This window comes from Asanoa sp. NPDC049573, assembly GCF_040676615.1.
Lineage (GTDB): Bacteria > Actinomycetota > Actinomycetes > Mycobacteriales > Micromonosporaceae > Asanoa.
The window spans coordinates 469615-491910 of record NZ_JBFAPI010000004.1 but is presented as its reverse complement, the minus strand read 5'-3'; the positions used below and the strand labels follow the sequence as shown (position 1 = coordinate 491910).

The following is a 22296-nucleotide window of genomic DNA, read 5'->3' as shown; positions in this document are numbered from 1 at the left end:
GAGGTCGCGCCGGTCAATCCTTCGCGCGGCAATCCGACGGTTTCCGCGCAGCGCTGAACTTCTCTGCTGCCAGCAGATTCACCTGGTGGACGGTGCGCCGGCGTCCGCATCGTGGGGTCCGACGCACCGCCACCGAGCGAAGGAGACAACCCATGCAGACCCTGACGAGCGGGCCGCCGCTCGACGACCAGTTGGCCACCCGGCTGCTGCACCAGCGCATCATCGTGCTGGGCGCCGAGGTCGACGACCCGATCGCCAACCGCCTGTGCGCGCAACTGCTGTTGCTCTCGGCCGAGGACCCGCGCGCCGACATCGCGCTCTACATCAACTCGCCCGGCGGCTCGGTCAGCGCGGGCCTGGCGATCTACGACACGATGAACATGATTCCCAACGACGTGCGTACGGTCGCCATGGGGCTGGCCGGCAGCATGGCCCAGTTCCTGCTCTGCGCGGGCACCGCGGGCAAGCGGTTCAGCCTCCCGCACGCCCAGGTGTTGATGCACCAGGGTTCCGCCGGGTTCGGTGGGACGGCCGCCGACATCGAGATCTATGCCGGCCAGCTCGAGCGGGTCGGTCGTACCCTCGTCGAACTGATCGCCCGGCACACCGGCCAGCCGGTGGAGACGGTCGACCGCGACAGCGGGCGGGACCGCTGGTTCACCGCCGCCGAAGCCCTCGACTACGGCATGGTCGACCACGTCGTGACGCAGGTCGACGACGTGCGTCCGGCGGTATCCCGCCAGCCGGTGGGGTTGTGACCATGTCCCAGTACACGATCCCGACCGTGATCGAGCGGACCTCGACCGGGGAACGCGCGTTCGACATCTACTCGCGACTGCTGGCCGAGCGGATCATCTTCCTCGGCACCGAGATCGACGACGGCGTGGCCAACGTGGTGATGGCCCAGTTGCTGCATCTGGAGTCGGCCAACAGCGAGATGGAGATCGGGCTCTACATCAACTCGCCGGGCGGCTCGTTCAGCGCGCTGACCGCCATCTACGACACGATGCGGTTCATCCGGCCCAACGTGGCCACCTTCTGTCTCGGCCAGGCCTCGTCGGCGGCGGCCGTGCTGCTCGCGGCCGGCACGCCCGGCAAGCGCGCCGTGCTGCGGCACGCGAAGGTGACCCTGCACCAGCCGTCGAGCCAGGCCCGCGGCACACTGCCCGACCTCGCCGTGCAGGCCAAGGAGGTGAGCAAGATCCGGCTGGAGATGGAGGAGATCCTGTCGGAGCTCAGCGGCCACCCGACCGGGAAGATCCGCGCCGACATCGACCGCAACCTGACCTTCTCGGCGGACGAGGCGGTGGCCTACGGGCTCGCCGACCACGTGGTGCGCAGCCGCAAGTCGGCTCCGCTGGCCCGGGTGAGCTGATCATGCGGCGATCAGCAGCCGCACCTCGCCGCTTCCGCTCGTGGTCGGGGGACGGCCGCGCCGCGCGTCGGCCAGCCGGATCACCTGGCCGGCCGGCGACAGCTCACGCCCGGCCGCGATCAGCAGGGCCGGCAGCTCGACGTCGAGCGCGCCGCAGATGGCCGCGAGGACCTCCGAGGACGCTTCCTTGCGGCCGCGCTCGACCTCGGAGAGGTATTGGGTGGACACCCGGGCGCGCTGCGCCACCTCGGCGAGCGTGCGGCCCTGCCGGAGCCGGGCCCGCCGCAACAGCAGGCCGAAGACGTCGCGGAGAAGCATGGTCCGACCCTAGGGTGTGCCGGGACGGGTGGGGGAGTCGTTTCGCAGCCAGCGTAGAGCGGTCAGGCCGAACGCAGGCCGTGTTCGTAGGCGTAGCGGACGGCCTGGGCCCGGTCGCGCGCGCCGATCTTCGCGAACAGCCGGTTGACGTGGGACTTGACGGTCACCTCGGTGACGAAGAGCCGTTCGGCGATCTCGCGGTTGGACAGGCCGGCGGCGATCAGGCCGAGCACCTCCGCCTCGCGGGCGGTCAGCCCGTCCGGCAACGGTCCGTCGGTCGCCGGCCGGGGCGGCCCGCTCGCGGCCGCGACCAGGCGCTGTTGCACGGTGGCGTCCAGCACGGACTGACCGGCCGCTGCCGCGCGCACCGCCTGGGCGATCTGCACCCGGCCGGCGTCCTTGGTCAGATAGCCGAGGGCACCGGCCCGCAGGGCGCCCAGGATGTGCTCGTCGTCGGCGTACGTGGTCAGCACCACCACCCGGGTCGCCGGGTGGGCCGCGGTGATCCGGGCGGTCGCCTCGACACCGTCGCGGCGCGGCATGTGCAGGTCCATCAGCACCACGTCGGGCGCGTGGGCCGCGACCAGCGCGACCGCCTCGTCGCCGTCGGCCGCCTCGCCGACCACGTCGATCCCGTCGGCCAGCCCGAGCAGCGTCGCGAGTCCTTCGCGGACCGCCGTCTGGTCGTCGGCGACGACGACGGTGATGGTCACCCCGGCATCCTCACATCCACCCGCCAGCCGTCGCCGTCGGGGGCGGCGGCCATCGACCCGCCGGCGAGTTCGGCGCGCTCGCGCAGCCCGGTCAGGCCGTAGCCGCTGGACAGGCCGGTGAGCGCCGGCCCGTGCGAGCCGTTGTTGGCGACGGTCAGCCGGATCTCCCCGTCGGCATAATCGAGCACGACGGAGACCGCACTGCCCGGCGCGTGCTTGCGCACGTTGGTCAACGCCTCCTGGGCCGACCGGTAGAGCGCCAGTCCGGTCTCCGGGCTGACGGCGCGGGGCTCGCCGCGCACCGTCACCGTGGCCTCCGCGCTCAGGTCGGTGCGGTAGCCCTCGGCCAGCTCCGCGACCAGTTCGGGCAGCGGCAGCGGGTCGCCGCGCAGCGCGCTGACCGCCCGCCGCGTCTCGGTGAGGCCGTCCCGGGCCAGCCGCCCGGCCCGGTCGACGATCACCGCCGCATCGGCCGGGCGTTCCCGTTCGAGCAGCGCGGCCGCGGTCTCCAGTTGCACCGAGAGCGCGGAGAGCGAGTGCGCGAGCACGTCGTGGATCTCGCGGGCCACCCGGGCCCGCTCGGCGAGCGCCTCGGACCGGGCCTGTTCCTGCTTCGCGAGCTGCGTCTCGGCGGCCAGCAGCCGGGTCTGTTCGGTCCGTTCGTCGCGCTGCCGCCGCACCAGCGCCACCAGCATCAGCAGGAGCTGGCCGGCCGTCCAGAGCAGGATCGCCTCGGCGCCGGCGTGCGTCGCGCCGAGCACGATCGCGAGCCCCGCCGCCTGTGCGGCCGCCACCGCGGCCGCGGCCGGGAACGGCATCGTGTTGACCGCGACCACGGCCGCGACCAGCAGGTAACTCGGGCCGAGGCCCTGACCGGCGCCGCTGGCCGCCAGACCGGCGGCGGCGCACAGCGTGACGCACACGAGGACCACACGCGGGCTTCGCCGCAGCAGCGCCGTCCCGGCCCAGGCGGCACCACCGACGATCATGGACACGAGCACGACCAGCCCACGCCCGGAGCCCACCGGCGCGGGAAAGCTCTGCGCCATGCCCACGGTCAGCACCAGCAGGAAGATCAGGCTGCGGGTGCGTTGCCACCGGGGGAAGGCGATGTCGCCGGCGATCAGCACCGGTCCAGTCTGCGTCACGACGCGCGCACCACGGACCGCCGCGCACCCAGCACCGCGACCTCGCCGATCATGCTCAACCCCAACATCAACGGCAGGCCGGCCGCGAGTACGGAGGTGTCCGCCCCGACCGCCCAGCCGACGGTGAGCTGCACCACCCGCAGCAGGATCAGCCCGACCCAGACCGCCACGGTGATCCAGGTGTAGCGGTACCAGAGACGGCCGTCGCGCGGGTAGAGCTTCACCGTCACGCCGCGGACCAGCCCGCCGCCGAACGCGAGAAGCGCTCCGAGGGCCAGCAGGCCGACGTCTGTCCCGTACGCGTGCAGTGTCCCGTCGAAGCCCTGCGCGAGCGAGGTGACTCCCCAGACCGAGAGCACCACGGGCAGCAGAGCGAGCCGCCGGCCGTCGAGCGGCATCCCGGCGAGGCGCCGCACGAGCACGAAAGCGATGACGGCGAGCGCGATGAGCACGGAGGTGGGGTTCATGCCCGTGACGCTAGGAATTCGGCGACCGGAACGCCGCCACCCACGGGTGGAACCCGGTCCACCCAGGGTGGAAATCGGTCCTCCGTCCGCGGCGTGGCTGCCCGTTGCGCAACGGGTCCGACGTGCTAAAGTGCCGGTATTGCGGTTTCATGTTCATACCTTGCAGACGCCCGGGTATATCGCCACGGGCGTTTTTGCGTTGCGCCGGTCCGCCGGTCGGGTTATATGAATGCGGCAATTCCGGGCCCCGCACGGTGCGGGACCCAATTCGAAAGGTACGAGAAATGACTGTAGGCACCGTTAAGTGGTTCAACGCTGACAAGGGGTTTGGCTTCATCGCTCAGGATGGTGGTGGCCCCGACGTGTTCGCCCACTTCTCGGCCATCGCAGCCAGCGGCTTCCGGTCGCTGGAGGAGAACCAGCGCGTGGAGTTCGACGTCGAGCAGGGCCAGAAGGGCCCGCAGGCGGCCAACATCCGCGTCATCTGAGCCATCAGCTGAGCTACCGGGCCCGGGCGTTGCCCGGATACAGCGGGGATTGATATGGATGGTCTCCGACTCACCTCGGCGCGACTCGTCCCTGAGGTGAAACTGTTCCTGGCCGAGGATCCGACGATCTTCTGGGCCCGACTCGAAGCCCAGGCGGGGCACAACTTACCTGCCCCGTTCTGGGCGACGGCGTGGGGCGGCGGCCAAGCCGTCGCCCGCTACGTCCTCGACGCACCCGAAACGGTCGCCGGCCGGCGAGTTCTCGATCTCGGTTCGGGATCGGGGCTGGTCGCGATCGCGGCGGCCATGGCGGGAGCGTCCGCGGTCGTTGCCAACGACATCGACCCGTACGCGTCCGCTGCCATTCGCGCCAACGCCCGGGCGAATGGCGTACACGTCGTTCCGGTGTTGACGGATCTGCTTGATCTGGCACCTGACGAAGCCCGGGGCATCCAGGCCGACGTGGTGCTGGCCGGCGATGCCTTCTACAGCGACCAACTCGCCGATCGTGTCCTCCGGTTCCTGCTCGACGCCGCGCGCCGCGACGCCGTGGTGCTCGTCGGTGATCCGGGACGTGGTCGGATCCCCTCCGGAGATTGGCAGGTCGTCATGACGTACCCGGTGTCGACCATGGCGGGGGAAGACGCACTCCTCAATGACGCCAGTGTCCTCACGCCCCGTGAGCCAGGACGGCGGCCATGATGGTGCTCTTCCTCGGTGGCCCCTGGCACGACCAGCGACACGACGTGACTCCGACCCGGCAGTCCGCGGGTCGGCTTCCACTGCACTTCGCCGTTCCCACCTTCGACGGCGTTCGACCTCGCCACGTGAGCTACACGCGGCGCTACGTGCGTTCCGCCGGCGACCGGTTCCCGGTCTACGTTTCGGCCGACTACCAGGGCCCGGCACGCGCCTGAACGACAACCACGGCGCCCCGTCCCGCACGCGCGGGGCGGGGCGTCGTGTTGTCGTCGGTCAATAGTCGCGCTTCTCGGTGTAGACACCGACGATCGCGGCCAGGTGCGGGTCGGAGGTGATGGTGAGGAACCGGCCCGGACGCAGCTCGACGCTCGACGGGTTGGCCTGGTCGGTCGTCGCCGGTCCATGGATCGCGGCGTCGTAGATGAGGATGTCGCGCTTGGCGTCGACATCGCGCTCGGGGTGTTCCAGGATCCGCCCGACGGTCGGCCGCCCGGCCCCGAAGGTGCCCGAGAGATCGCCGTAGGTCAGCAGCACGTCGCCGTTCTTCAGCACCAGTTGGTGGTGCGACGAGGCCGGCAGCCCGGTCGACACCGGTGTCGTCCAGGTGTGGCCCCGGTCGTAGGAGCGGGAGACATACGCGATGTTGATCGAGGTACGGATGATCGACAGCAGCGAGCCGTCCTTGAGCAGGCTCAGGTTCGGTTCCTGGAAGTCGAACCCGTCGGCCTTCCCGATCACCGACTCGTTCTCCTTGGGCCAGGTCCGCCCACCGTCGGTCGACCGGACCACGGTCGCCGGCCCGGTGCCGCCCTCGGGCAGCTTGCCGTAGAGCGGCACGAGCAGGTCGTGGTCGGGCAGCTCGAGGATCGGCCCGTGGGTCGCGGCATGGCCGGCGTAGTAGGCGCCGACGACCACATCGGACGGTCCCTCCATCGCGGTGCCGACCTCGATCGGTTCGGTCCACGTGGCACCGTTGTCGCCGGACCGCGTGACGAACGTGCCGACCAGCGTCACCGGCTTGCTCGGATAGCCGGTCCAGTCGGTGCGGAAGAAGTTCATCAGCACGGTGCCGTCATGCATCTGCATGAGCTTGGGGTCGCGGTCGTCGATCGCAGTGTCGATGGCGACCCGCGGCGTGCTCCAGGTGTGGCCCTGGTCGAGGCTCTGTACCACCATGATGCGGCCGTCCTGGTCGATGTGCGCGACGGATTCGCGGTAGGCGACCAGGAGCCGCCCGTCTCTGAGCTTGATCATGTCACCGAAGAACGCACGTTTGCCGCTCTCGGCCGGTGCGACGATGACGGGGTCGGTGGGCGTTCCGGGGCCGGTTGCCGCACCCGCGGCGGCCGGCAGTGCGGCCAGGGCCGCGATCGGAACGGTGAGCGCCACCAGGGCGCGACGGAGTGCACGACGCACAAGAACCACTCCCATCAGGGAATCGGCGGGGTTCGGCGGTCGGCCCGAAGCTACTTGGAACGCCATTCCATGTCAATGAACTGATTCGCGATAACCGTCCACATCAGACCGACGGCGCGGGGAAGGGCAGTGCGTGCGCGCCTTCCGGGCGCAGGCCGTCGAAGATGATGGCGAGGTAGCGGCGCCACAGGTCGGGCGGGGCGTCCGGCACGTAGCTGGTGACGTAGTTTGGCGCGCACATCAGCAGGATGACGTCGGCGCCGGTGACGTCGGCCCGGACGGCGCCGGCCTCGCGGGCGCGGTCGACGAGCCGGTGGACGGTGTCGAACATCCGCGTGCGGGCACCGGTGACGTCGGCGTTCAGGTCACCGGCTTCCTGCAGGAACGACAGGTCGCGTTGCTGCCGCTGGTGCGCGGCGACGGTGAGGAACTCGAGCAGTGCCGAGCCGGGGTCGGCTGCCCCGAGCAACCGCTCGCCGGCCGCGGTGAGCTCGTCGATCCGGTCGAGGACGACCGCCGCCAGCAGGTCGTCCTTGGAGGCGAAATGGCGGAACACGGTGCCCTTGCCGAGGCCGGCGCGGCGGGCGATGTCGGCCACCGAGGCATCCAGGCCGCGCTCCGCGAACTCGTCGGCGGCGGCGGTCAGCAGCAGTCGCCGGTTGCGCGAAGCGTCGGCACGCAGCGGCCGGGTCGAGGTCATGGCGCCCACCGTAGCAAAGTTGACCGCCCGGTCCGGTTATGGTTAAGGTGACCACCCGGTCCGGTTAGCAGGGAGGCACGCGTGAAGGCAGTTGTCGCGACCAGGTACGGCCCGCCCGAGGACTACGCCGTGGCCGAGGTGCCCGCACCGCGACCGGGGCCCGGGCAGATCCAGGTCCGGATCGCCGCGGCGTCGGTCAACCCGGGCGACGTCCGGTTGCCCAGTGGCGATTTCCACGACGTCGCCCCGCTCGAGTTCCCGCACGTGCCGGGCAACGACTTCGCCGGGACAGTCAGCGCGGTCGGCGCCGGCGTGACCGCCTTCCGGGTGGGCGACGAGATCTTCGGTCAGGCCGTGCCGCGGGCGCTGCGGGCGATGACCGGGGTGCCCCGACCGTCGCTGAGCACCGGCTCATTGGCCGAGTACGCGGTCTTCGAGGCCGACACCCCGTTTCTGGCCCACCGCCCGGCCGGCCTCGACGTGGAGACCGCCGCGGCCCTGCCGACGGTCGGCCTCGCCGTGCGCGCCCTGATGGCGACCGCCGCCGTGCGGGCCGGCGAGACCGCGCTGGTCGTCGGCGCGACCGGCGGCGTCGGCACCGCCCTGCTCCCGGTGCTCGCCGCGGCGAAGGCGCGGGTGATCGCCACGGCGACCGCCGCCGACGCCGAGACCGTGCGGGCACTCGGCGCCGACGAGGTCATCGGCTACGCCGAGTCGGCGTACCCGTCCGATGTCGACGTGGTGTTCAACCTGGTCCTGCCGAGCGACCGGCTCACCCGGGTCGCCTCAGCGGTCCGCCCGGGCGGGCGCCTGCTCACCATCACCTACCCGGTGCCCCGGCAGGAGTGGATCGGCCGCGACGACGTCGCGCTGCGTTTCGTGCTGGACATGGCGGGTGCGTTCGGCGGCATGCGCGAGGTCGCCGAGATGGCGGGCCGTGGCGAACTGGTGGCCACGATCGGCCGCCGCTACACCCTCGACCAGGGCGCCCAGGCCTGCATCGACTTCGTCCGCCGGCACACGACCGGCAAGCTGGTCGTCACGATGGGCGACGTCCGTGACAACTGACATCGAGGCGCTCGCTCGGGTGTTCGACGACGCCGAGTCCCGCGCCGACCTCGACCTGCTGGGCTCGCTGCTGGCCGACGACTTCATGTCCATCGGCGAGCGGGGCCATCTGCTCGACAAGCGGCAGTGGATCGACCGGCACGCCGAGTTCGCCTACCTCTCGCTCGAGACGACCGAGCAGGACGTCCGGCGCTACGACCACGCCGCGATCGTGCGGTGCGTGCAGCGCAGTCGGGCGACCTGGCGGGGCGAGGCGCTCTCGCTCGCGGTCCGGGTGAGCCAGGTCTGGATCGAGTCGGCCGACGGTTGGCGGCTGGCCGGCATCCAGTTCAGCTCGCACGATGGGTCAGTGTCTTGACCAGCCGCTCGTGCGCCTCGATGAAGGCCGGGTCGCGCAGATAGCTGCCATGGCCGCTCACCTGCGGCTCGACGTCGTGCAGGGCGGCGTCGGGCGGGTCGGGGGCGAGCACGTCGACCGCGTCGAGGGCCGTGCCGGTCAGCCGCGGGCAGACCGCGCCGCCGATCGGATCGGTGACCCGGTAGAGGTTGGTCCAGCGGGTGCCGTCGGCGTCGGTCAGCGAATCGGCCAGCTTGATCGACGCGTCGGGGTCGAAGAACGCCGAGAAGAACGGCGCTATCAGCCGGGTCAGCGGGCAGGCCGAGGTCAGCAGCGCGATGTCGTGCCTCGACGCCGGCGGCAGGTTGCGCACCGCCATGGCCGCCAGCACGCTGCCGTGGCTGTGCGCCGCGAGCAGCACGGGCACGCCCTGGCCGGTCAGCGTGGTGACCCGGCGGACGATGTCGGCGACCGCCCGTGGCCCGTGCGACGGCGCGGCGAACGGGTGTGCGGCGCGCGGCCAGAACGTCGCCATCGCGTAGACCGCGCTGACCAGCCGGCGACCCGGGGTGGTGTTGCCGGCCCGGGCCACGGTGAGCACCAGGACCAGCGCGATCAGGCCGATCGACCAGGCGCCCAGGTTGGTCAGGGTGCTCTGGTTGGGCAGCAGCGCGGCCGGCCCGCGACCGAGCGCGCTGTAGACGACGCCGACCACCGACAGCACGGTGATCGGCACGAAGACCACGAGGGCCAGCCCGGGCATCGACTCGAACAGCTGCCCGCGGGCGTGCGCGTGGTCGAGATAGCCGGCCCGGTCGGGATGCTCGCGGCGCAGCCGGGGATCGCGGCCGTCGGTCATCCGCCGGCCGGCACCGAGCGCCACCTGCCAGCGCACCGCGCCGAACGCGACCGCGAGCAGCGTCGCACCCATGGCCACGGCGAAGACCAGACCGGCCCATTCATAGGGGTACGGCGGTGCCGGCAACCAGGCCCGCCCGGCGCCCGAGGTCTCCAGCTCGCCGATCGACAGCGCCGCGAAGTAGAGCAGGCTGGCCGCCTCGGCGACCGCGAGCATGGTGGCGACGGTGGCCACGACCGGCGCGACGAAGCCGCGCCAGGCGAGCCGGTGTGAGCTGTGCCGGGCGATCCAGCACAGCGGCGCGGAGGCCAGGCCGAGGGCGACCAGCAGCGCCACCTGGATCACCGAGAGCGTGGCGACGAAGGTGGCGAACCCGGGCAGTGCGCCGCCGGACGCGACCGGCACGCGGCGTGGGCCTACGGCGTACGCCAGGCTGGCGATGGTCACTCCCACGGTGGCCCACGCGCTGACCCGCACGGCGACGCTGATCGCCGGGGCGGCGGCGTGCGCCCGCCGGCGGAACGTCGCGACGCCGGCCTCGATCCGGTCGGCGAGTCGGCTGTGCACCCGCGCGCCCGCCTTCAGGCGCCGGGACCGCATCATCCGCAGCACCGCCGGCCCGTTGCGCACCGCGCGCACCTCGGCGACGGCGACCGGCAGCGGCGCGATGGTGCCGAGAACCCCGGCCAGCAGCGCGACGGCGAGGGCGCCGAGCAGCAGCGCCCCGACGATCCATAGTGGACGGCTGGCGGCCTTGTCGAGTTGGACGATCGGATAGACCAGCAGCGCGTCGACGACGACCATGCCGACGATGATGTGCACGGCCCGCAGCCGGCGCACCCAGTCGCGGCCGCGCCAGAACCGGGCCGCCGTCAGCTCGTCGGGCGCCAGTTCGATCTCGGCCCGTCGCTCGTAGCGCCGCCAGGTGCGGTAGCTCGCGGCCCACAGCACGATCAGCACGAGCAGCGGCACCAGCGCGCCCAGCGCCAACCGGTTGTAAGCGTTGAACCTCAGTTCGCCCACCAGGTTGAACGGTTCCGGCCACGACCCCGCGCAGCCGCTGTCGACACTCAGGCACTGCCAGGCGACCAGGTCCATCGCCACGCCGCACACCCCGAGCATCAGCGTGGCGGTCAGTGTCAGCGCGATCAGCCGGCTGACGGTGCTGATCAACCCGTCGGCGATCCACGACATCACGCCGCGCGGCCGGGCCGGGCGGGCCCAGTAGGCCAGGTTGGTCAGCGTGAACGGCAACAGCAGCAGCCAGAGCGCCCGCGCCGTGGCGGTGCTGCGCAGGCCCCAGAGGTAGGCCTCCGGGGTGTTGGTCTCCGGCCGGTTGACCCGCCACCGCCAGAACTCGCCGCGCGCCGCGACGTCGTCGACCTGCTCGACCGGCTGGGCGCCGAGCACCGCGTCGGCCTCGGGAAAGTCGACACCGGGGACCCGCAGGGACACCACTCGCGCCGGCGCGTCAGCCATCGTCACACGGTATCGACGAATGTCCGCCGCGGCCGACCGCCGGCGTGGTAAAAGATGGTCATGGCAGCAACGGAACCGCCACCGCTGACGGTGGTCCAGCCCGGCGGTGGCCAGGTCGGCCAGCTCGGCTCCATCGGTGTGCACTTCAAGCTGTGGGGCCACGACACGGGCGGCGCCCTGTCGGTGGTCGAGCACCCGTTCCCGGTCGGCGCCCTCGTCCCACCCCACCTGCACACCCGCGAAGACGAATACTCGATCGTCACGGAGGGCGAGATCGGCTTCCGCTCCGGCGACCGCGAGGTGGTCCTCGGCGCCGGCGGCTACATCACCAAGCCCCGCGGCGAGCTGCACGCCATGTGGAACGCGGGCGCCGCTCCGGCCCGGATGATCGAGATCATCAGCCCGGCCGGCTTCGAGCACTTCTTCCGCGAGGTCGCCGAGATGGTGACCGCCGGCCCGGTGGCCGACGACGCCGGCGCCGACCTGGCCGCCCGCTACGGCCTGAGCTTCGCCGAACCCGACTGGCTCGCCGACGTCGTCGCCCGCTACGGCCTGACGCCGGCCTAGGTGGCCATGGTCACCTCACGTTGACCGTCCGCCTTAATATCGGGCTGGCGGTCCACAGTGGTCCACTTTGACCAGAACGGGCGGGCGAACATGAAGGCCGTGGTCTACGACGCTTACGGGCCTCCCGAGGTGCTGCGCATCGAGGAGGTCGAGCGGCCCGTGCCGCGGGCCGACGAGGTGCTCGTCAAGGTGCACGCGGCCTCGGTCAACGCCTCCGACTGGGAGTCCCTGGTCGGCAGGCCGGCCTACGCCCGCATCGGCGGCCTGCGCCGGCCGAGGATCCGCACCCTCGGCTCCGACATCGCCGGCGTGGTCGAGGCCGTCGGGCCCGACGTGACCCGGTTCAGGGCCGGCGACGCGGTCTTCGGCGACAACCTCCAGCGCAAGGGCGGCTTCGCCGAGTACGCGATCGCCCGCGAGAAGGTCCTGGCGCTCAAGCCACCGCGACTGTCGTTCGAGGAGGCGGCCGCCATGCCGCAGGCGGCCGTCATCGCGCTGCAGGGCATCCGCGGCAACGTCCGGGCCGGCCAGCGCGTGCTGGTCAACGGTGCCGGTGGCGGCGCGGGCGCCTACGCGATCCAGTTGGCCAAGCTCGACGGCGCCGAGGTGACCGGTGTCGACAACACGGGGAAGCTGGATTTCATGCGGGCGGTCGGCGCCGACCACGTCGTCGACCACACCCGCACCGACGTCACCCGCGCCGGCCAGCGCTACGACCTGGTGCTCGACCTCGCCGGCCACCACTCGGTGCTGGCGCACCGCCGCGTGTTGGCCCCGGGCGGGCGCTACCGCTGGGTCGGCGGCTCGGTCGGCACGCTCCTCCAGGTGTTGATCGCCGGCCCGCTGGTGGGCGGTCAGCGGCTGCTGGTCGTCAAGCCCAACACCGCCGACCTGCTGGCCATGGCAGCACTCTGCACTGCCGGCACCGTGGTCACCCACATCGAGCGCCGGTTCCCGCTGGACGAGACCGCCGCCGCCTTGCGGCACCTCGGTGAGGGGCGGGCGCTCGGCAAGGTCGTCGTCCGATAAGGACGAAAGGACGCCTCAGCCGGCCTGGGTCAGCTTCGCCGGGTCGATCTCCAACATCTTGAGCAGCGCGCTGTTGACGTCGGTGTCGACCTTCTCCGGGAGTGTGCGGTCGACCCAGTCGGCCCGGTCGTGCTGGCCCCGCGAGCGCAGCAACGCGCTGATGTCGGCCCTCTTGATCTCCACCGGGTGGCTCCCTGCTGTTGGCCTGGCTTGGAGCGTACGCCTGTTCTGCCGTTACCCCGCGCCCGCGCCCTCCAACACGAACAGGTCGGCCAGATCGAACCCGGTGCCGGCGGACGGCAGGGCGGGCTCCCAGTCGGGCTCGCGGCTCAGATAGCTCGCCGTGTCGGCGCGCAACAGGCCGATCAGCACCTCCGCCACGATCTGGCCGCCGACCGGGCCGAGGCGGTCGCCGGCACAGCGATACTCGGCTTCCTTGAGGATGTAGAACCACAGCGGCGTGCCGTTGGGCCACGGCTGGTCGAGTTCGTCGGGCGTCAGCGACGGCACGCCCAGCAGCGCGGCGACGTCTTCGCCGCTCGGCAGGCCGGTCGTGCCGCCGCGCAGCAGGTCGCGGACCGCCAGCGAGCGGTAGGCGGCCTCGTCGACCGCCCCGGTCACCTGCTCGGGTAGGCCGATCAGGCTGGCCGCCAGCCGGCCGTCGAGGCGCTTGGCGCGCTGCGCGGGCGGGCGGCCGGGCACGTCGAAGATCTGCGCCAGGTCGAGCCGCCGGTTGGACGGCAGCGGGCCGAAGCCGACCAGGTCGGGGAAGAGCGGCACCGCCGGACCGCCCTCGACCAGGCGGTAGGTGTGCCGGATCTGCCCGTGGCCGTAACGGTAGGCCGCGTCGGCGAACTCGAGCGGGATGTAGGCCTCGCCGAGCTTCGGCGCGAACCAGCGTCCGCCCTCGCTGAGCACCTGCTCGACCAGGGGCGCGCCGACCAGCCGGGGCAGGAAATCGCGGACCACGGTCCACTGGTAGTGCCAGGTGAGCACCGTCCGCGCTTCGTCGAACACGTCGGCCTCGGCGACGCCGTCGGCCCGCAGCAGGTCGACGATCTTGTTGTGTGCCTTCAGTAACGCGACGTGCAGGCTCAGCGAGAACAGGTGCACGTCGTTGCGCGGGTCGCCGATGAGCGCGACGCCCTGCTGGTTGCGCGGCACGTCGCCGCCGTCGGGGCCGAGCAGGAACTTGGCCGGGTCGCTCAGGTCGAACAGGTAGGGGCAGCCGATCGGGCCGTCCGAGTAGATCATTTCCAGGTTGAGCATCGGCGCCCGGGCGTTGCGCAACGTCTCCGGGCTCACACCGGCCCCGATCGGTGACCGGTCGGCGGTGATGTCGTGGGCGATGATCTGGCCGAAGAACGGCCAGCCGGCGGCCTCGGTGGCGTCGTCGCCGCCGGGGCTCAGCTCGTCGAGCGCGACCGCCGCGTCGCAGACCCCGCCGTCGCCGCCGGCCCGCATCAGCAGATGCGGGTCGGTGCCCAGCGGCGACAGGTCCGGGAACATCCGCCCGTAGCGGGCCGGACCGGTGGGCCGGTCGACGGCACGCGCGGGAGCCAGGCAGTGGTCGCGGGCGGCGACGTGACTGCCGTGCGGATGCCCGTGCGATCGGTCGATCCGTCCAGGATAGGTCGCATCAGGTTGCATCGTGGTCGCCTTCCAGTGCCTCGACCGCGCCCAGCCAGGGGGTTGGTCATCGTGCGTGCGGGTGTGAAGGGAGCGAAGCCTGGCCCCGACTGTGACAGCTCCGGGGAATCTCTCCAGACCCGTCACAACCCGCGGGGCTGTCCGGTCTAAGCGGCGTACGGACATAGCAGATCCTGGAAGGTTGTGAAGATGAAGATCGCTGTCATCGGTGGTACGGGCCTCATCGGCTCGCAGGTCGTGAAGCTCGTCAACCTCGGCGGTCACGAGGCCGTGCCGCTGTCGCCGTCGAACGGCGTCGACCTGCTCACCGGCACGGGCCTGGCCGAGGGCCTAAAGGGCGCCGACGTCGTGGTCAACCTGAGTAACTCGCCGACCTTCGACGACGCCTCGCCGGGGTTCTTCCGGACCACGATGGACAACCTGCTGGCGGCGGCCGAGGACGCCGGCGTCGGGCACGCGGTGATCCTGTCCATCGTGGGCGCCGAACTGGTGCCGGACCTGGTCTACTACCGGGCCAAGGTGCTGCAGGAAGACATCCTCAAGGCCGGCCCCGTGCCCTACTCGATCGTCCGCGCGACGCAGTTCTTCGAGTTCATGGAGACCACGCTGTCGTGGACGTCCGACGCGAACACCGTCCGGCTGCCCAGCACGCTGATCCAGCCGATGGCCGCCGCCGACGTCGCGCGGGCGGTCGCCGACGTGGTCGTGGGTAAGCCGCTGGAGGGCACCCGCGACGTCGCCGGTCCCGAGGTCTTCACCCTCGACGAGTTGGGCCGGGTCACCCTCGCAGCCAAGGGCGACAAGCGCCCGGTGGTCGTCGACGACGGCGCCGGCATGTTCGCCGCCGTGCACGGCGATGCGATCATCGCCAAGGACGGCGCGGTGATCGCGACGACCACCTACCGCGACTGGCTCGCCCGCTAACGGCGGCCGACGGGGCCCGCACGACCGGCGTCGTGCGGGCCCTGCTCGCAGATCCCCTGCCCGCCGACGACGGACAGCAGTTCGAGTCGCTCGTGGCTGGCTGTGCCGGGCGACGCGGTGTAGACCACCAGCTGCTGTGACTGGTCCGGGTCGACCAGCCGCTGGCAGTCGAGCTCGAGGAGCCCGACCTGCGGATGCTGGAGCCGGATCGGCCCGCAGTAGCGACCGGCGACCGGATGCCCGTCCCAGAGCGCGGCGAACTCCGGGCTCACCGCCCGCAACGCGTCCACAATGGAGGCAGCGCGGGAACCCTTGCCATCACGGGTGTACGAGGCGTGCAGGTCGGCGACGATCAGCCGGCTCTGCTCCGCCCGCTCCTGCGCGGGATAGATCTGCCGGGTCGCCGGGTCGGTGAACCAGCGGTAGTGCATGCTCCGCGCCAGCCCGGTGTGGACGCTCGCGTCGCCCAGCAGCGCCACCGCCAGCCGGGTCTGCAGCATGGTCTCGCCGAGGTGCGAGACCACCTGCGCCGCGCCGTCCCGCAACCCGTCGAAGATGCGCAGCATCCCGGGGTTGATGTGGTCGGCGTCGGCGGACCGCCGCGGTGTCGCGTAGCCGCCGAGCTGGAAGAGGTGGTCGCGCTCTTCCATCGAGAGCCGCAGCCCCCGGGCGAGCGCGCCGAGCATCTGTTCGGACGGGTGCGGTCCGCGCGGCTGTTCGAGCCGGCTGTAGTAGTCGATCGACATGTCGCTGAGCACCGCCACCTCCTCGCGGCGCAGGCCCTTGGTGCGCCGGCGCTGCCCGCGTGGCAGACCCACGTCTTCGGGTTGCAGGGCCTCCCGCCGGGTGCGCAGGTACTCAGCCAGCCGAGCGCGGTCCACCGGGTGTTCCTTCCGGAAGCGACTCGACACCGGCCAGCCGCAGCGAGTAGTCCCACAGCCGGGCGGCCTCGGCCTCGTCACGCGCGGAGCGGTAGACCGCCAGTTCGGTCGGCGCCCCGGTGAACTGGCCGATGCCGTCGGGCCCGTAGAGTCGGCCGCCGGTTGCCTGCGGGCTGGTGGCCGCGTACAGGATGGGCAGCAGCCCCTTGTCGACGCCGTGCACGAGCACGCCCCATCGGGCCAGCCGGGTCATGATCGCCTCGTGCGGCGCGCGCTTGGCCCGGCCCAGGTTGGGGCCGGCGGAGTACAGCCCGGTCAGGGTGGTGCCGGGGTGCGCCGCGTTGCTGACGATGCCCCAGCCGGCGGCCCGGCTGCGCCGGTCGAGTTCGAGGGCGAAGAACAGGTTCGCGAGCTTCGACTGCCCGTACGCCCGGACCGGCGAGTATCTCTGTTCGCTCTGCGGGTCGGCCCAGTTGAGCTTCGCCTGCCGGGCGGCGCTGCTGGTGACGGTCGTCACCCGGGCGGACCCGTCGCGCAGCAGCGGCAACAGCCGGGCGGTCAGCGCGACGTGCCCGAGGTAGTTGGTGCCGAACTGGAGTTCCAGCCCGTCCGCCGTGGTGTGCCGGGTGGCGGGCGCCATCACGCCGGCGTTGTTGACCAGGATGTTGACCGGCCGGCCCTCGGCGAACAGGCCGTCGGCGAGCGCGGTCACCGACGCCAGCGACGCGAGGTCGAGGGTGCGCAGGGACACGTGGGCGCCGGGCACCTCGGCGCGAACCTGATGCAGGGCCGACTCGCCCTTTCCGGTGTCGCGGACGGCGAGAAGCACCTCCGCGCCGGCCGCCGCCAGCGCGGTGGCCAGGCCCAGGCCCAGCCCTGCGCTGGCCCCGGTCACCAGGGCGACCCGCCCGGTCAGGTCGGGTGCCGCGAACGTTGTCGCTTTCTTCACAACTACTCCCAGGTCAGCGATGTTTCTTCAACGCTGGCGCGGTCGGGGGTCGGCAACCATGGTCCGCTGATACAAGGCTGTCAGCGGCGATGCCAACCGGTCAGCTTGGCCGGGTTCAGCACGATCCAGACGGTGGCGACCCGCGCACCGGCCGCCCGCACGGCGATGACGGCGATCGCCCGGCCGCCGCGGCGCAGCGCCAGACCGGCCCGGCCGTTGACCGCCTCGACGGTCAACTCGGTGCCGGGTTGCCCGCACAGCACGCCGGCGACGAGGTCGGCGACGTCGGCCGCGCCATGGATCGCACCGAGGACGGCCGGCACCGACCCGCCGCCGTCACACACGGCCACGGCGTCGGCGTGCAATGCGGTCCGGAGCGCCGCGACGTCGCCTATCCGGCAGGCCTCGGCGAGGCCGCGCACGGCACTGTCATGCCGATCGGGCATGCTCGACGGCCGCCGGCTCGCCGCCGGTGACGAACGCCCGGCGGGGGTCCTGCACCGACGCGAGCGAGACGATGTCGCGGCCGAACACCGCCGCGGTCAGCCAGACGGCCAGCACACGGGCCTTGCGCTCCCAGCTCGGCACGGCCAGGACGTGGTATCCCCGGTGCATCAGCCACGCCGGCAGGCCCTTGATGACGATGCCCTTGTATTGGAAGATGCCGCGGCCCAGACCGAGCGTGGCGACCGTGCCCAGGCTGTGGTGCAGATACTGCTTCGGCTCCCGGCCACGCAGGCTGGCCACGATGTTCCTGGCCAGCAACTTGCCCTGCCGCACGGCGTGCTGGGCGTTGGGCACCGTCGCGACGCCCGGCCGGCCGGCGGCCAGGTCGGGGACCGCCGCGTCGTCGCCGGCGCCCCAGGCGTCCGGCACCGGCTCCTCGTCGGTGCCGACCCGCAGGTCGGCCCGCACGACGAGCATTCCCCGGGCGTCGATGGGCAGGTCGGTGTGGTTGCGCACCATCGGGTTGACGGCGTTGCCGACCGTCCACACGATCAGGTCGGAGTCGAACTCCTCGCCGTCGGAGAGCACCACGTGGCCGTCGCGGGCGGAGACGAGTTGGGCGTTGAGGTGGACGTGCGCGCCGCGCTTCTCCAGCGACCGCACCACCCACTCCCCGGGCTTGTCGGTCACCTCGGGCAGGATCCGGTCGCGGGCCTCCACCAGGTGGAAGTGCACGTCGTCGCCGGACAGCTCGGGATAGAGCTTGGTCAGCGCCGTCGCCAGCGACAGCAGCTCGCCGAAGCCCTCGACACCGGAGAACCCGCCGCCCACGAAGGTCACGGTGAGCAGCTTGCGGCGCTGCGGCCCGGGCGGCAGCGTCGAGGCCCGGTCGAAGTTGGTCAGCATCCGGTCGCGGATCGCGACCGCCTCCTCGACGTGCTTCATCCCGATGGCCGTCTCGGCGATGCCGGGCACGCCGAGCTGCCGGGTCACCGCGCCGGCGGTGACGGCGATGATGTCGTAGGCGAGGGCGAACTCCGGGCCGTCGGCGGGCTGGATCGTCGCCGTCTTGTGCGCGTGGTCGACGTTGACCACGGAGCCGGAGATGAGGGTGGTCTTACGCAGGTGGCGCCGTTGCGACACCGCGGCGTGCCGGGCCTCCACCGAGCCGGCCAGCACCTCCGGCAGAAATGGTTGATAGGTCATGTAGGGCCGCGGATCGACCACGACGACCCGCGCCTCGTCGCGGCGGAGCTTCTTCTCCAGCTTCCAGGCCGTGTAGAAACCGGCATAGCCGCCGCCGACCACCAGAATCGTCCGCACGTGGTCCTCCTTTTCTCGCAGTCGCCAGCTAAGACCGGATAGCACCCTGTTCTGTGACGTCAGCGACTCAGGCCGGGGCCGCCCGCATCGCGATCTTGTCGGGGTTCATCATCCACAGCACCCTATCGATGCCATCGGCCGAGGTGGTGATGGTGAGCACCCCTTCCAGCTTCCCGTCGCGCCGGAGCAGGGCTGAGGCCTGCCCGTTGGTGTCGGCCCACTCGACCTCGAGGCCGTCCCAGTACCAGGTGATGGCGCCGAGGTATTGGGCGACCCGCTGGGCGCCGGTCACCGGGCGGCGGGCGATCCGCGCCGCGCCGTTGCCGTCGGAGACGCTGGACACGTCGGGCGCGAAGAGCCGTTCCAGGGCCGCCATGTCGCCGGAGCGGGCGGCGGTGATGAACGCGGTCAGCAACTCGCGCTGCGCGGCGGTGCTCGCGGGCGTGCGCTTGTCGCTGGTCACCGACCTGCGGGCACGGCTGACGAGTTGGCGCACGGCGGGCTCGGTCGACTGGAGGATGTCGGCGATCTGCGCATACGGGTAGTCGAAGGCCTCGCGCAGGACGTACGCCGCACGCTCGTTGGGTGTCAGCTTCTCCATCAGCAGCAGGGCCGCGAACTCGAGTGCCTCGCCGCGCTCCGCACCCAGGTAGGGGTCGGCGCTCGTGTCGACGGGCTCGGGCAGCCACGGCCCGACGTAGGTCTCCCGCCGCGCCCGCGCCGACTGCAGCGAGTTGATCGCCAGCCGGGTCGTCGTGGTGGCCAGGAACGCGGCCGGGTTGACCACGGCGCCGCGGTCGGTCGTCTGCCAGCGCACCCACACGTCCTGCACCAGGTCTTCGGCCTCGGTCGCGCTGCTCAGCATCCGGTAGGCGATCCCGAAGAGCCGGGGCCGGACGCTCGTGAAGATGGCGGCAGCCTCGTCGAGATCATCGGCCCCACCGGGCTCGACGTTCACCCGGGAATCGGTCATCACACGCCCCCGTCCGGATCTCCCCGCGGCCGTTCCCGTGACCATCCTCGGCCGAACCGGCGGCAATTACCAACCGGCCTCCGGCACAGACCGGCGCCGGCGCCGGGAAGGTGGCCGCCCTGGTCCACGCGTTCGCGCCCGGCTAGAGCGCGAACGGGCCGCGCATCGAGGTCGCGGTGGCGGCGCAGCCGAGTAGCGGGAGGCGGAGGATCTCCTCGGTCGTCCGCAGGATCGAGCACAGCGTGAAGGGGACCGTGGCGTGCACGCCCGCCGTCCTCGGGGAGATGACGACGGTGGGGATGTGGTTGTCGGTCACGGATCCCTCGTCCCAGGTGACGATGACGACCAGCCGCCCGGCCGTGTAGTCGGGCCCGGCCAGGATCCGCGGCAGCCACTGGCGCAGCCACTCGTCGCCGGACGCGACCAGCCGGTCGGGGCAGGATGGCGCGCCGTGCATGTCGTGACAGGCGTCGGGCGAGACGAAGGCATACGCCGGAAGGTTGCCGCTCGTGAGGTCGTCGTGCAGCGCGCCGCGGTCGAGGTCGCCGAGCGGCACGTGCCAGCGCCGGCAGTTGGCCGCCTCCCGGGTGTAGTAGGCGGCGGGCGTGTGGCGCACCAGGTAGCGGCCGTCGGCCGAGTTGGTGGACGCGCAGGTGCCGGGCGCGGAGTCGGCATAGTCGCGCCACTCCCGCCCGGCCCGCGCGACCTGCGTGAAGACGTTGTCGGAGTCGATCCGGTGGGCGGCGGAGTCGGCGTCGTCGCAGACGTCGTGCGTGCTGCCGCTGGTCATCAGCAGGTAGGCGGCCAGCGACGGGCAGTCCGGCGGGTAACCGGCATCCATGCTGGCGGCCGAGCCGAACCGCTGGGCGAGCATGCTGATGTAGGGCGCGTCCGGATCGCCGATCACCCGGTCGTAGGTCTTGTTCTCCTCGGCGATCACCAGCACCTTGGCGTCGGCGGTCGGCGCCTGCGGGCGGTGGGCGCAGCCGGCCATGGCGAGCACCGCGATGATCGCCGCGACGATCGCCGTCAGTCGTCCGCTCATCCACTCAGCCGTTCGCGGTGTAGTCCCCGATGATCACGCCGGTGCCGGTCGTCGTGCAGTCCGCGAGCGCGAACTCGGGCAGCGGCGCGTCCGCATCGGTGAACAGCGTACGGCCGGTGCCCAGCACCACCGGGTGGATCAGCAGGAGCAGGCCGTCGACCAGGCCCCGCGCCAGCAGCGACCGGACCAGCACCCCGCTGCCGAACACGATCAGGTTCTCGGCGCGCTCTTCCTTCAGCCGGGCGACCGCGGTCGCGGTGTCGCCCTTGAGCAGGACGGAGTTCTCCCACGGGAGCGGCTCGCCCAGGGTCGTCGACGCGACGTACTTGGTGGCCCGGGTGAGCGCCTCGGTGAACGGGTTGGGCGCCTGCCGGGGCCAGAAGTCCGCGAACTGCACATATGTCGTACGCCCGGCCAGCAGTGACCACGGGCCGGCCATGTGCCTGCCCATCGCCCGTTGCATCGCCGGGTCCTGGCGGGGGGCCGCCCAGCCGCCGTGCCGGAAACCGTCGCGGGTGTCCTCGTCGGCACTGCCCGGACCCTGCATCACCCCGTCCAGGGTCAGGTGTTCGATCGCGATGACCTTGCCCATGGCGCGTCTCCTCGTCGTCGTGTCGTGGTGGGTTCCTGCCACCTACACGAACGACCGGGGCGCGATTCGACAGCCGCGCTATTGCCGGCGGACGTCGATCGCCAGCGCGAGCGTGAAGAACACCGCGACCACCGCGGCGGTCAGCGGCACGGTCAGGCCGATGAACAGGTTGGTGCCGATCAGCGCGAAGCCGACCGCGAGCGAGAGCAGCGCGGCGACGGCGATCTTCCAGTCGTCGCCGATGACGAAGTCGTGGAAGAAGCGGTAGACACCGCGCAACACGCTCATGCCGGACTCCCCAGGTGGACACGGTCGGCCACTCCAGCCTGACACCACCGTGCAACATGCCCAACCCGTCGGCCGCCGGTCAGGGTTCGTCCTGGTGCTTCCAGGTCCAGGCCGGGACGGCGCGGATGGGGTGCAGGTCGGCGTCGGTCTCGGCCCGCGAGTTCTGCTGTGCGACCTGCGCGCCGAACTCGACGTGCTCGCGGACCGCCGCGCGGAAGTCGGGATCGTCGGGGAGGCCGGCCTCGTCGATGGCCTCGAGGTAGACCGCGACGAACCGCTCGCGCTGCTCGTCGGTGATCTTCAGATGCCGGTGGACGTCGATGATGTAGGGGAAGCCGAGCTCGGCGGTGAACCGGGCCGGGCCGCCGAACGACTCGGCGGTGAACCAGGTCAGGTGCTCGACGTGGCCGGGTTGCCGGACGGGGAACACGTCGCGCAGGACGGGATCGGCCAGCGCCTTGGCGTAGAACAGCTCTTCGAGGCGGTGCAGCGCCTCGTCGCCGCCGGCGAACTCGAACAGAGTTGTCATCGCCTTGGCACCCTACCGGACCTGCTCTG

Annotated in this window: 28 protein-coding genes; 10 read left to right on the top strand and 18 right to left on the bottom strand. The window is 71.7% G+C overall.

Translation table 11 applies throughout. From position 1 onward, the window contains the following. Positions 1-152 precede the first annotated feature (152 nt). Both AB0J74_RS12415 and AB0J74_RS12410 read left to right on the top strand, forming a co-directional pair. Entirely contained in the window at positions 153-758 is a 606-nt protein-coding gene (locus AB0J74_RS12415) for an ATP-dependent Clp protease proteolytic subunit (protein WP_363447573.1), read from the top strand. A gap of 2 nt (positions 759-760) precedes the next feature. Continuing rightward, a complete protein-coding gene (locus AB0J74_RS12410) occupies positions 761-1375 on the top strand; it encodes an ATP-dependent Clp protease proteolytic subunit (protein WP_363447571.1) in 615 nt (204 codons plus the stop codon). Here the strand turns inward: AB0J74_RS12410 and AB0J74_RS12405 are convergent, their stop codons facing one another. The 4 genes from AB0J74_RS12405 to AB0J74_RS12390 all read right to left on the bottom strand — a co-directional run bounded on the left by AB0J74_RS12405 (position 1376) and on the right by AB0J74_RS12390 (position 4021). Further along, on the bottom strand, positions 1376-1693 hold the full coding sequence (locus AB0J74_RS12405) for a helix-turn-helix transcriptional regulator (RefSeq protein WP_363447569.1): 318 nt from the start codon (positions 1691-1693) through the stop codon (positions 1376-1378). A gap of 62 nt (positions 1694-1755) precedes the next feature. Beyond that, positions 1756-2406, bottom strand: coding sequence for a response regulator transcription factor (locus AB0J74_RS12400; RefSeq protein ID WP_363447567.1), 651 nt, complete (start codon positions 2404-2406; stop codon positions 1756-1758). Continuing rightward, entirely contained in the window at positions 2403-3554 is a 1152-nt protein-coding gene (locus AB0J74_RS12395) for a sensor histidine kinase (RefSeq protein WP_363447565.1), read from the bottom strand. The genes AB0J74_RS12400 and AB0J74_RS12395 overlap by 4 nt, the downstream gene beginning before the upstream one ends. Continuing rightward, a complete protein-coding gene (locus AB0J74_RS12390; protein ID WP_363447563.1) occupies positions 3551-4021 on the bottom strand; it encodes a hypothetical protein in 471 nt (156 codons plus the stop codon). The genes AB0J74_RS12395 and AB0J74_RS12390 overlap by 4 nt, the downstream gene beginning before the upstream one ends. 284 nt (positions 4022-4305) lie before the next feature. Here AB0J74_RS12390 and AB0J74_RS12385 point away from each other — a divergent pair, with 284 nt between their 5' ends. From AB0J74_RS12385 to AB0J74_RS12375, 3 genes are all read left to right on the top strand, one after another. After that, positions 4306-4509 carry a cold-shock protein gene (locus AB0J74_RS12385; protein WP_116071191.1) on the top strand — a complete coding sequence of 68 codons (204 nt, stop codon included), beginning with the start codon at positions 4306-4308 and terminating at the stop codon, positions 4507-4509. Between the two features lie 96 nt (positions 4510-4605). After that, positions 4606-5211, top strand: coding sequence for a 50S ribosomal protein L11 methyltransferase (locus AB0J74_RS12380; RefSeq protein ID WP_363447560.1), 606 nt, complete (start codon positions 4606-4608; stop codon positions 5209-5211). Beyond that, positions 5208-5426 (top strand): hypothetical protein, encoded by a 219-nt coding sequence (locus AB0J74_RS12375; protein WP_363447557.1) that lies wholly within the window; start codon positions 5208-5210, stop codon positions 5424-5426. The genes AB0J74_RS12380 and AB0J74_RS12375 overlap by 4 nt, the downstream gene beginning before the upstream one ends. A 58-nt stretch (positions 5427-5484) precedes the next feature. Here AB0J74_RS12375 and AB0J74_RS12370 read toward each other — a convergent pair whose 3' ends face one another. After that, a complete protein-coding gene (locus AB0J74_RS12370) occupies positions 5485-6627 on the bottom strand; it encodes a sialidase family protein (protein ID WP_363447555.1) in 1143 nt (380 codons plus the stop codon). 103 nt (positions 6628-6730) lie between these two features. Then, the gene (locus AB0J74_RS12365; protein WP_363447554.1) at positions 6731-7327 is read right to left on the bottom strand and encodes a helix-turn-helix domain-containing protein; all 597 of its coding nucleotides are present in this window, start codon (positions 7325-7327) and stop codon (positions 6731-6733) included. An 81-nt stretch (positions 7328-7408) separates the two neighbouring features. Between AB0J74_RS12365 and AB0J74_RS12360 the strand changes: the two genes are divergently transcribed. After that, positions 7409-8395, top strand: a complete 987-nt coding sequence (locus AB0J74_RS12360) for an NADP-dependent oxidoreductase (RefSeq protein ID WP_363447551.1) — start codon at positions 7409-7411, stop codon at positions 8393-8395. Further along, entirely contained in the window at positions 8385-8753 is a 369-nt protein-coding gene (locus AB0J74_RS12355) for a nuclear transport factor 2 family protein (RefSeq protein WP_363447548.1), read from the top strand. Before AB0J74_RS12360 ends, AB0J74_RS12355 begins: the two co-directional genes overlap by 11 nt. On the opposite strand, the gene AB0J74_RS12350 is transcribed toward AB0J74_RS12355, so the two are convergent. After that, positions 8725-11070 (bottom strand): hypothetical protein, encoded by a 2346-nt coding sequence (locus AB0J74_RS12350; protein ID WP_363447546.1) that lies wholly within the window; start codon positions 11068-11070, stop codon positions 8725-8727. The two genes, AB0J74_RS12355 and AB0J74_RS12350, sit on opposite strands and share 29 nt — an antisense overlap. A gap of 60 nt (positions 11071-11130) precedes the next feature. Here AB0J74_RS12350 and AB0J74_RS12345 point away from each other — a divergent pair, with 60 nt between their 5' ends. Next, positions 11131-11637, top strand: a complete 507-nt coding sequence (locus AB0J74_RS12345; protein ID WP_363447544.1) for a cupin domain-containing protein — start codon at positions 11131-11133, stop codon at positions 11635-11637. A gap of 90 nt (positions 11638-11727) precedes the next feature. Then, on the top strand, positions 11728-12666 hold the full coding sequence (locus AB0J74_RS12340) for an NAD(P)-dependent alcohol dehydrogenase (RefSeq protein ID WP_363447541.1): 939 nt from the start codon (positions 11728-11730) through the stop codon (positions 12664-12666). Positions 12667-12681: 15 nt separating this feature from the next. Here the strand turns inward: AB0J74_RS12340 and AB0J74_RS12335 are convergent, their stop codons facing one another. Continuing rightward, on the bottom strand, positions 12682-12849 hold the full coding sequence (locus AB0J74_RS12335; protein ID WP_363447538.1) for a hypothetical protein: 168 nt from the start codon (positions 12847-12849) through the stop codon (positions 12682-12684). A 51-nt stretch (positions 12850-12900) separates the two neighbouring features. After that, entirely contained in the window at positions 12901-14316 is a 1416-nt protein-coding gene (locus tag AB0J74_RS12330; RefSeq protein ID WP_363447535.1) for a peroxidase family protein, read from the bottom strand. A 189-nt stretch (positions 14317-14505) separates the two neighbouring features. Here AB0J74_RS12330 and AB0J74_RS12325 point away from each other — a divergent pair, with 189 nt between their 5' ends. Then, on the top strand, positions 14506-15240 hold the full coding sequence (locus AB0J74_RS12325) for an NAD(P)H-binding protein (protein ID WP_363447533.1): 735 nt from the start codon (positions 14506-14508) through the stop codon (positions 15238-15240). Here the strand turns inward: AB0J74_RS12325 and AB0J74_RS12320 are convergent. From AB0J74_RS12320 to AB0J74_RS12280, 9 genes are all read right to left on the bottom strand, one after another. Then, the gene (locus AB0J74_RS12320) at positions 15237-16121 is read right to left on the bottom strand and encodes a helix-turn-helix transcriptional regulator (protein WP_363447530.1); all 885 of its coding nucleotides are present in this window, start codon (positions 16119-16121) and stop codon (positions 15237-15239) included. The genes AB0J74_RS12325 and AB0J74_RS12320 overlap by 4 nt on opposite strands. Further along, the gene (locus AB0J74_RS12315) at positions 16099-17070 is read right to left on the bottom strand and encodes an SDR family oxidoreductase (RefSeq protein WP_363447528.1); all 972 of its coding nucleotides are present in this window, start codon (positions 17068-17070) and stop codon (positions 16099-16101) included. Before AB0J74_RS12315 ends, AB0J74_RS12320 begins: the two co-directional genes overlap by 23 nt. 80 nt (positions 17071-17150) lie before the next feature. Then, on the bottom strand, positions 17151-17516 hold the full coding sequence (locus tag AB0J74_RS12310; protein WP_363447526.1) for a siderophore-interacting protein: 366 nt from the start codon (positions 17514-17516) through the stop codon (positions 17151-17153). After that, complete coding sequence (locus AB0J74_RS12305; protein WP_363447524.1) at positions 17500-18840, bottom strand: FAD-dependent oxidoreductase; 1341 nt, start codon at positions 18838-18840, stop codon at positions 17500-17502. The genes AB0J74_RS12310 and AB0J74_RS12305 overlap by 17 nt, the downstream gene beginning before the upstream one ends. 67 nt (positions 18841-18907) lie before the next feature. Then, positions 18908-19813, bottom strand: coding sequence for an RNA polymerase sigma-70 factor (locus AB0J74_RS12300; RefSeq protein WP_363447522.1), 906 nt, complete (start codon positions 19811-19813; stop codon positions 18908-18910). Between the two features lie 142 nt (positions 19814-19955). Further along, a complete protein-coding gene (locus tag AB0J74_RS12295; RefSeq protein WP_363447519.1) occupies positions 19956-20858 on the bottom strand; it encodes an alkaline phosphatase family protein in 903 nt (300 codons plus the stop codon). A gap of 4 nt (positions 20859-20862) precedes the next feature. Next, positions 20863-21450: a dihydrofolate reductase family protein gene (locus tag AB0J74_RS12290; protein ID WP_363447517.1), complete on the bottom strand. Its 588-nt coding sequence runs from the start codon at positions 21448-21450 to the stop codon at positions 20863-20865. Between the two features lie 78 nt (positions 21451-21528). Next, positions 21529-21738, bottom strand: coding sequence for a hypothetical protein (locus AB0J74_RS12285; RefSeq protein ID WP_363447515.1), 210 nt, complete (start codon positions 21736-21738; stop codon positions 21529-21531). 79 nt (positions 21739-21817) lie between these two features. Further along, positions 21818-22267 carry a group II truncated hemoglobin gene (locus AB0J74_RS12280; RefSeq protein ID WP_363447513.1) on the bottom strand — a complete coding sequence of 150 codons (450 nt, stop codon included), beginning with the start codon at positions 22265-22267 and terminating at the stop codon, positions 21818-21820. Positions 22268-22296: the final 29 nt, after the last annotated feature.

Excerpts from the sequence above, each read along its gene's own strand:
- AB0J74_RS12405 (WP_363447569.1), bottom strand. The coding sequence starts at position 1,693 with ATGCTTCTCCGCGACGTCTTCGGCCTGCTGTTGCGGCGGGCCCGGCTC.
- AB0J74_RS12330 (WP_363447535.1), bottom strand. The coding sequence starts at position 14,316 with ATGCAACCTGATGCGACCTATCCTGGACGGATCGACCGATCGCACGGG.
- AB0J74_RS12285 (WP_363447515.1), bottom strand. The coding sequence starts at position 21,738 with ATGAGCGTGTTGCGCGGTGTCTACCGCTTCTTCCACGACTTCGTCATC.
- AB0J74_RS12345 (WP_363447544.1), top strand. The coding sequence starts at position 11,131 with ATGGCAGCAACGGAACCGCCACCGCTGACGGTGGTCCAGCCCGGCGGT.
- AB0J74_RS12365 (WP_363447554.1), bottom strand. The coding sequence starts at position 7,327 with ATGACCTCGACCCGGCCGCTGCGTGCCGACGCTTCGCGCAACCGGCGA.
- AB0J74_RS12385 (WP_116071191.1), top strand. The coding sequence starts at position 4,306 with ATGACTGTAGGCACCGTTAAGTGGTTCAACGCTGACAAGGGGTTTGGC.
- AB0J74_RS12375 (WP_363447557.1), top strand. The coding sequence starts at position 5,208 with ATGATGGTGCTCTTCCTCGGTGGCCCCTGGCACGACCAGCGACACGAC.
- AB0J74_RS12280 (WP_363447513.1), bottom strand. The coding sequence starts at position 22,267 with ATGACAACTCTGTTCGAGTTCGCCGGCGGCGACGAGGCGCTGCACCGC.
- AB0J74_RS12325 (WP_363447533.1), top strand. The coding sequence starts at position 14,506 with ATGAAGATCGCTGTCATCGGTGGTACGGGCCTCATCGGCTCGCAGGTC.
- AB0J74_RS12290 (WP_363447517.1), bottom strand. The coding sequence starts at position 21,450 with ATGGGCAAGGTCATCGCGATCGAACACCTGACCCTGGACGGGGTGATG.
- AB0J74_RS12415 (WP_363447573.1), top strand. The coding sequence starts at position 153 with ATGCAGACCCTGACGAGCGGGCCGCCGCTCGACGACCAGTTGGCCACC.
- AB0J74_RS12310 (WP_363447526.1), bottom strand. The coding sequence starts at position 17,516 with ATGCCCGATCGGCATGACAGTGCCGTGCGCGGCCTCGCCGAGGCCTGC.
- AB0J74_RS12340 (WP_363447541.1), top strand. The coding sequence starts at position 11,728 with ATGAAGGCCGTGGTCTACGACGCTTACGGGCCTCCCGAGGTGCTGCGC.
- AB0J74_RS12350 (WP_363447546.1), bottom strand. The coding sequence starts at position 11,070 with ATGGCTGACGCGCCGGCGCGAGTGGTGTCCCTGCGGGTCCCCGGTGTC.
- AB0J74_RS12410 (WP_363447571.1), top strand. The coding sequence starts at position 761 with ATGTCCCAGTACACGATCCCGACCGTGATCGAGCGGACCTCGACCGGG.
- AB0J74_RS12300 (WP_363447522.1), bottom strand. The coding sequence starts at position 19,813 with ATGACCGATTCCCGGGTGAACGTCGAGCCCGGTGGGGCCGATGATCTC.
- AB0J74_RS12390 (WP_363447563.1), bottom strand. The coding sequence starts at position 4,021 with ATGAACCCCACCTCCGTGCTCATCGCGCTCGCCGTCATCGCTTTCGTG.
- AB0J74_RS12295 (WP_363447519.1), bottom strand. The coding sequence starts at position 20,858 with ATGAGCGGACGACTGACGGCGATCGTCGCGGCGATCATCGCGGTGCTC.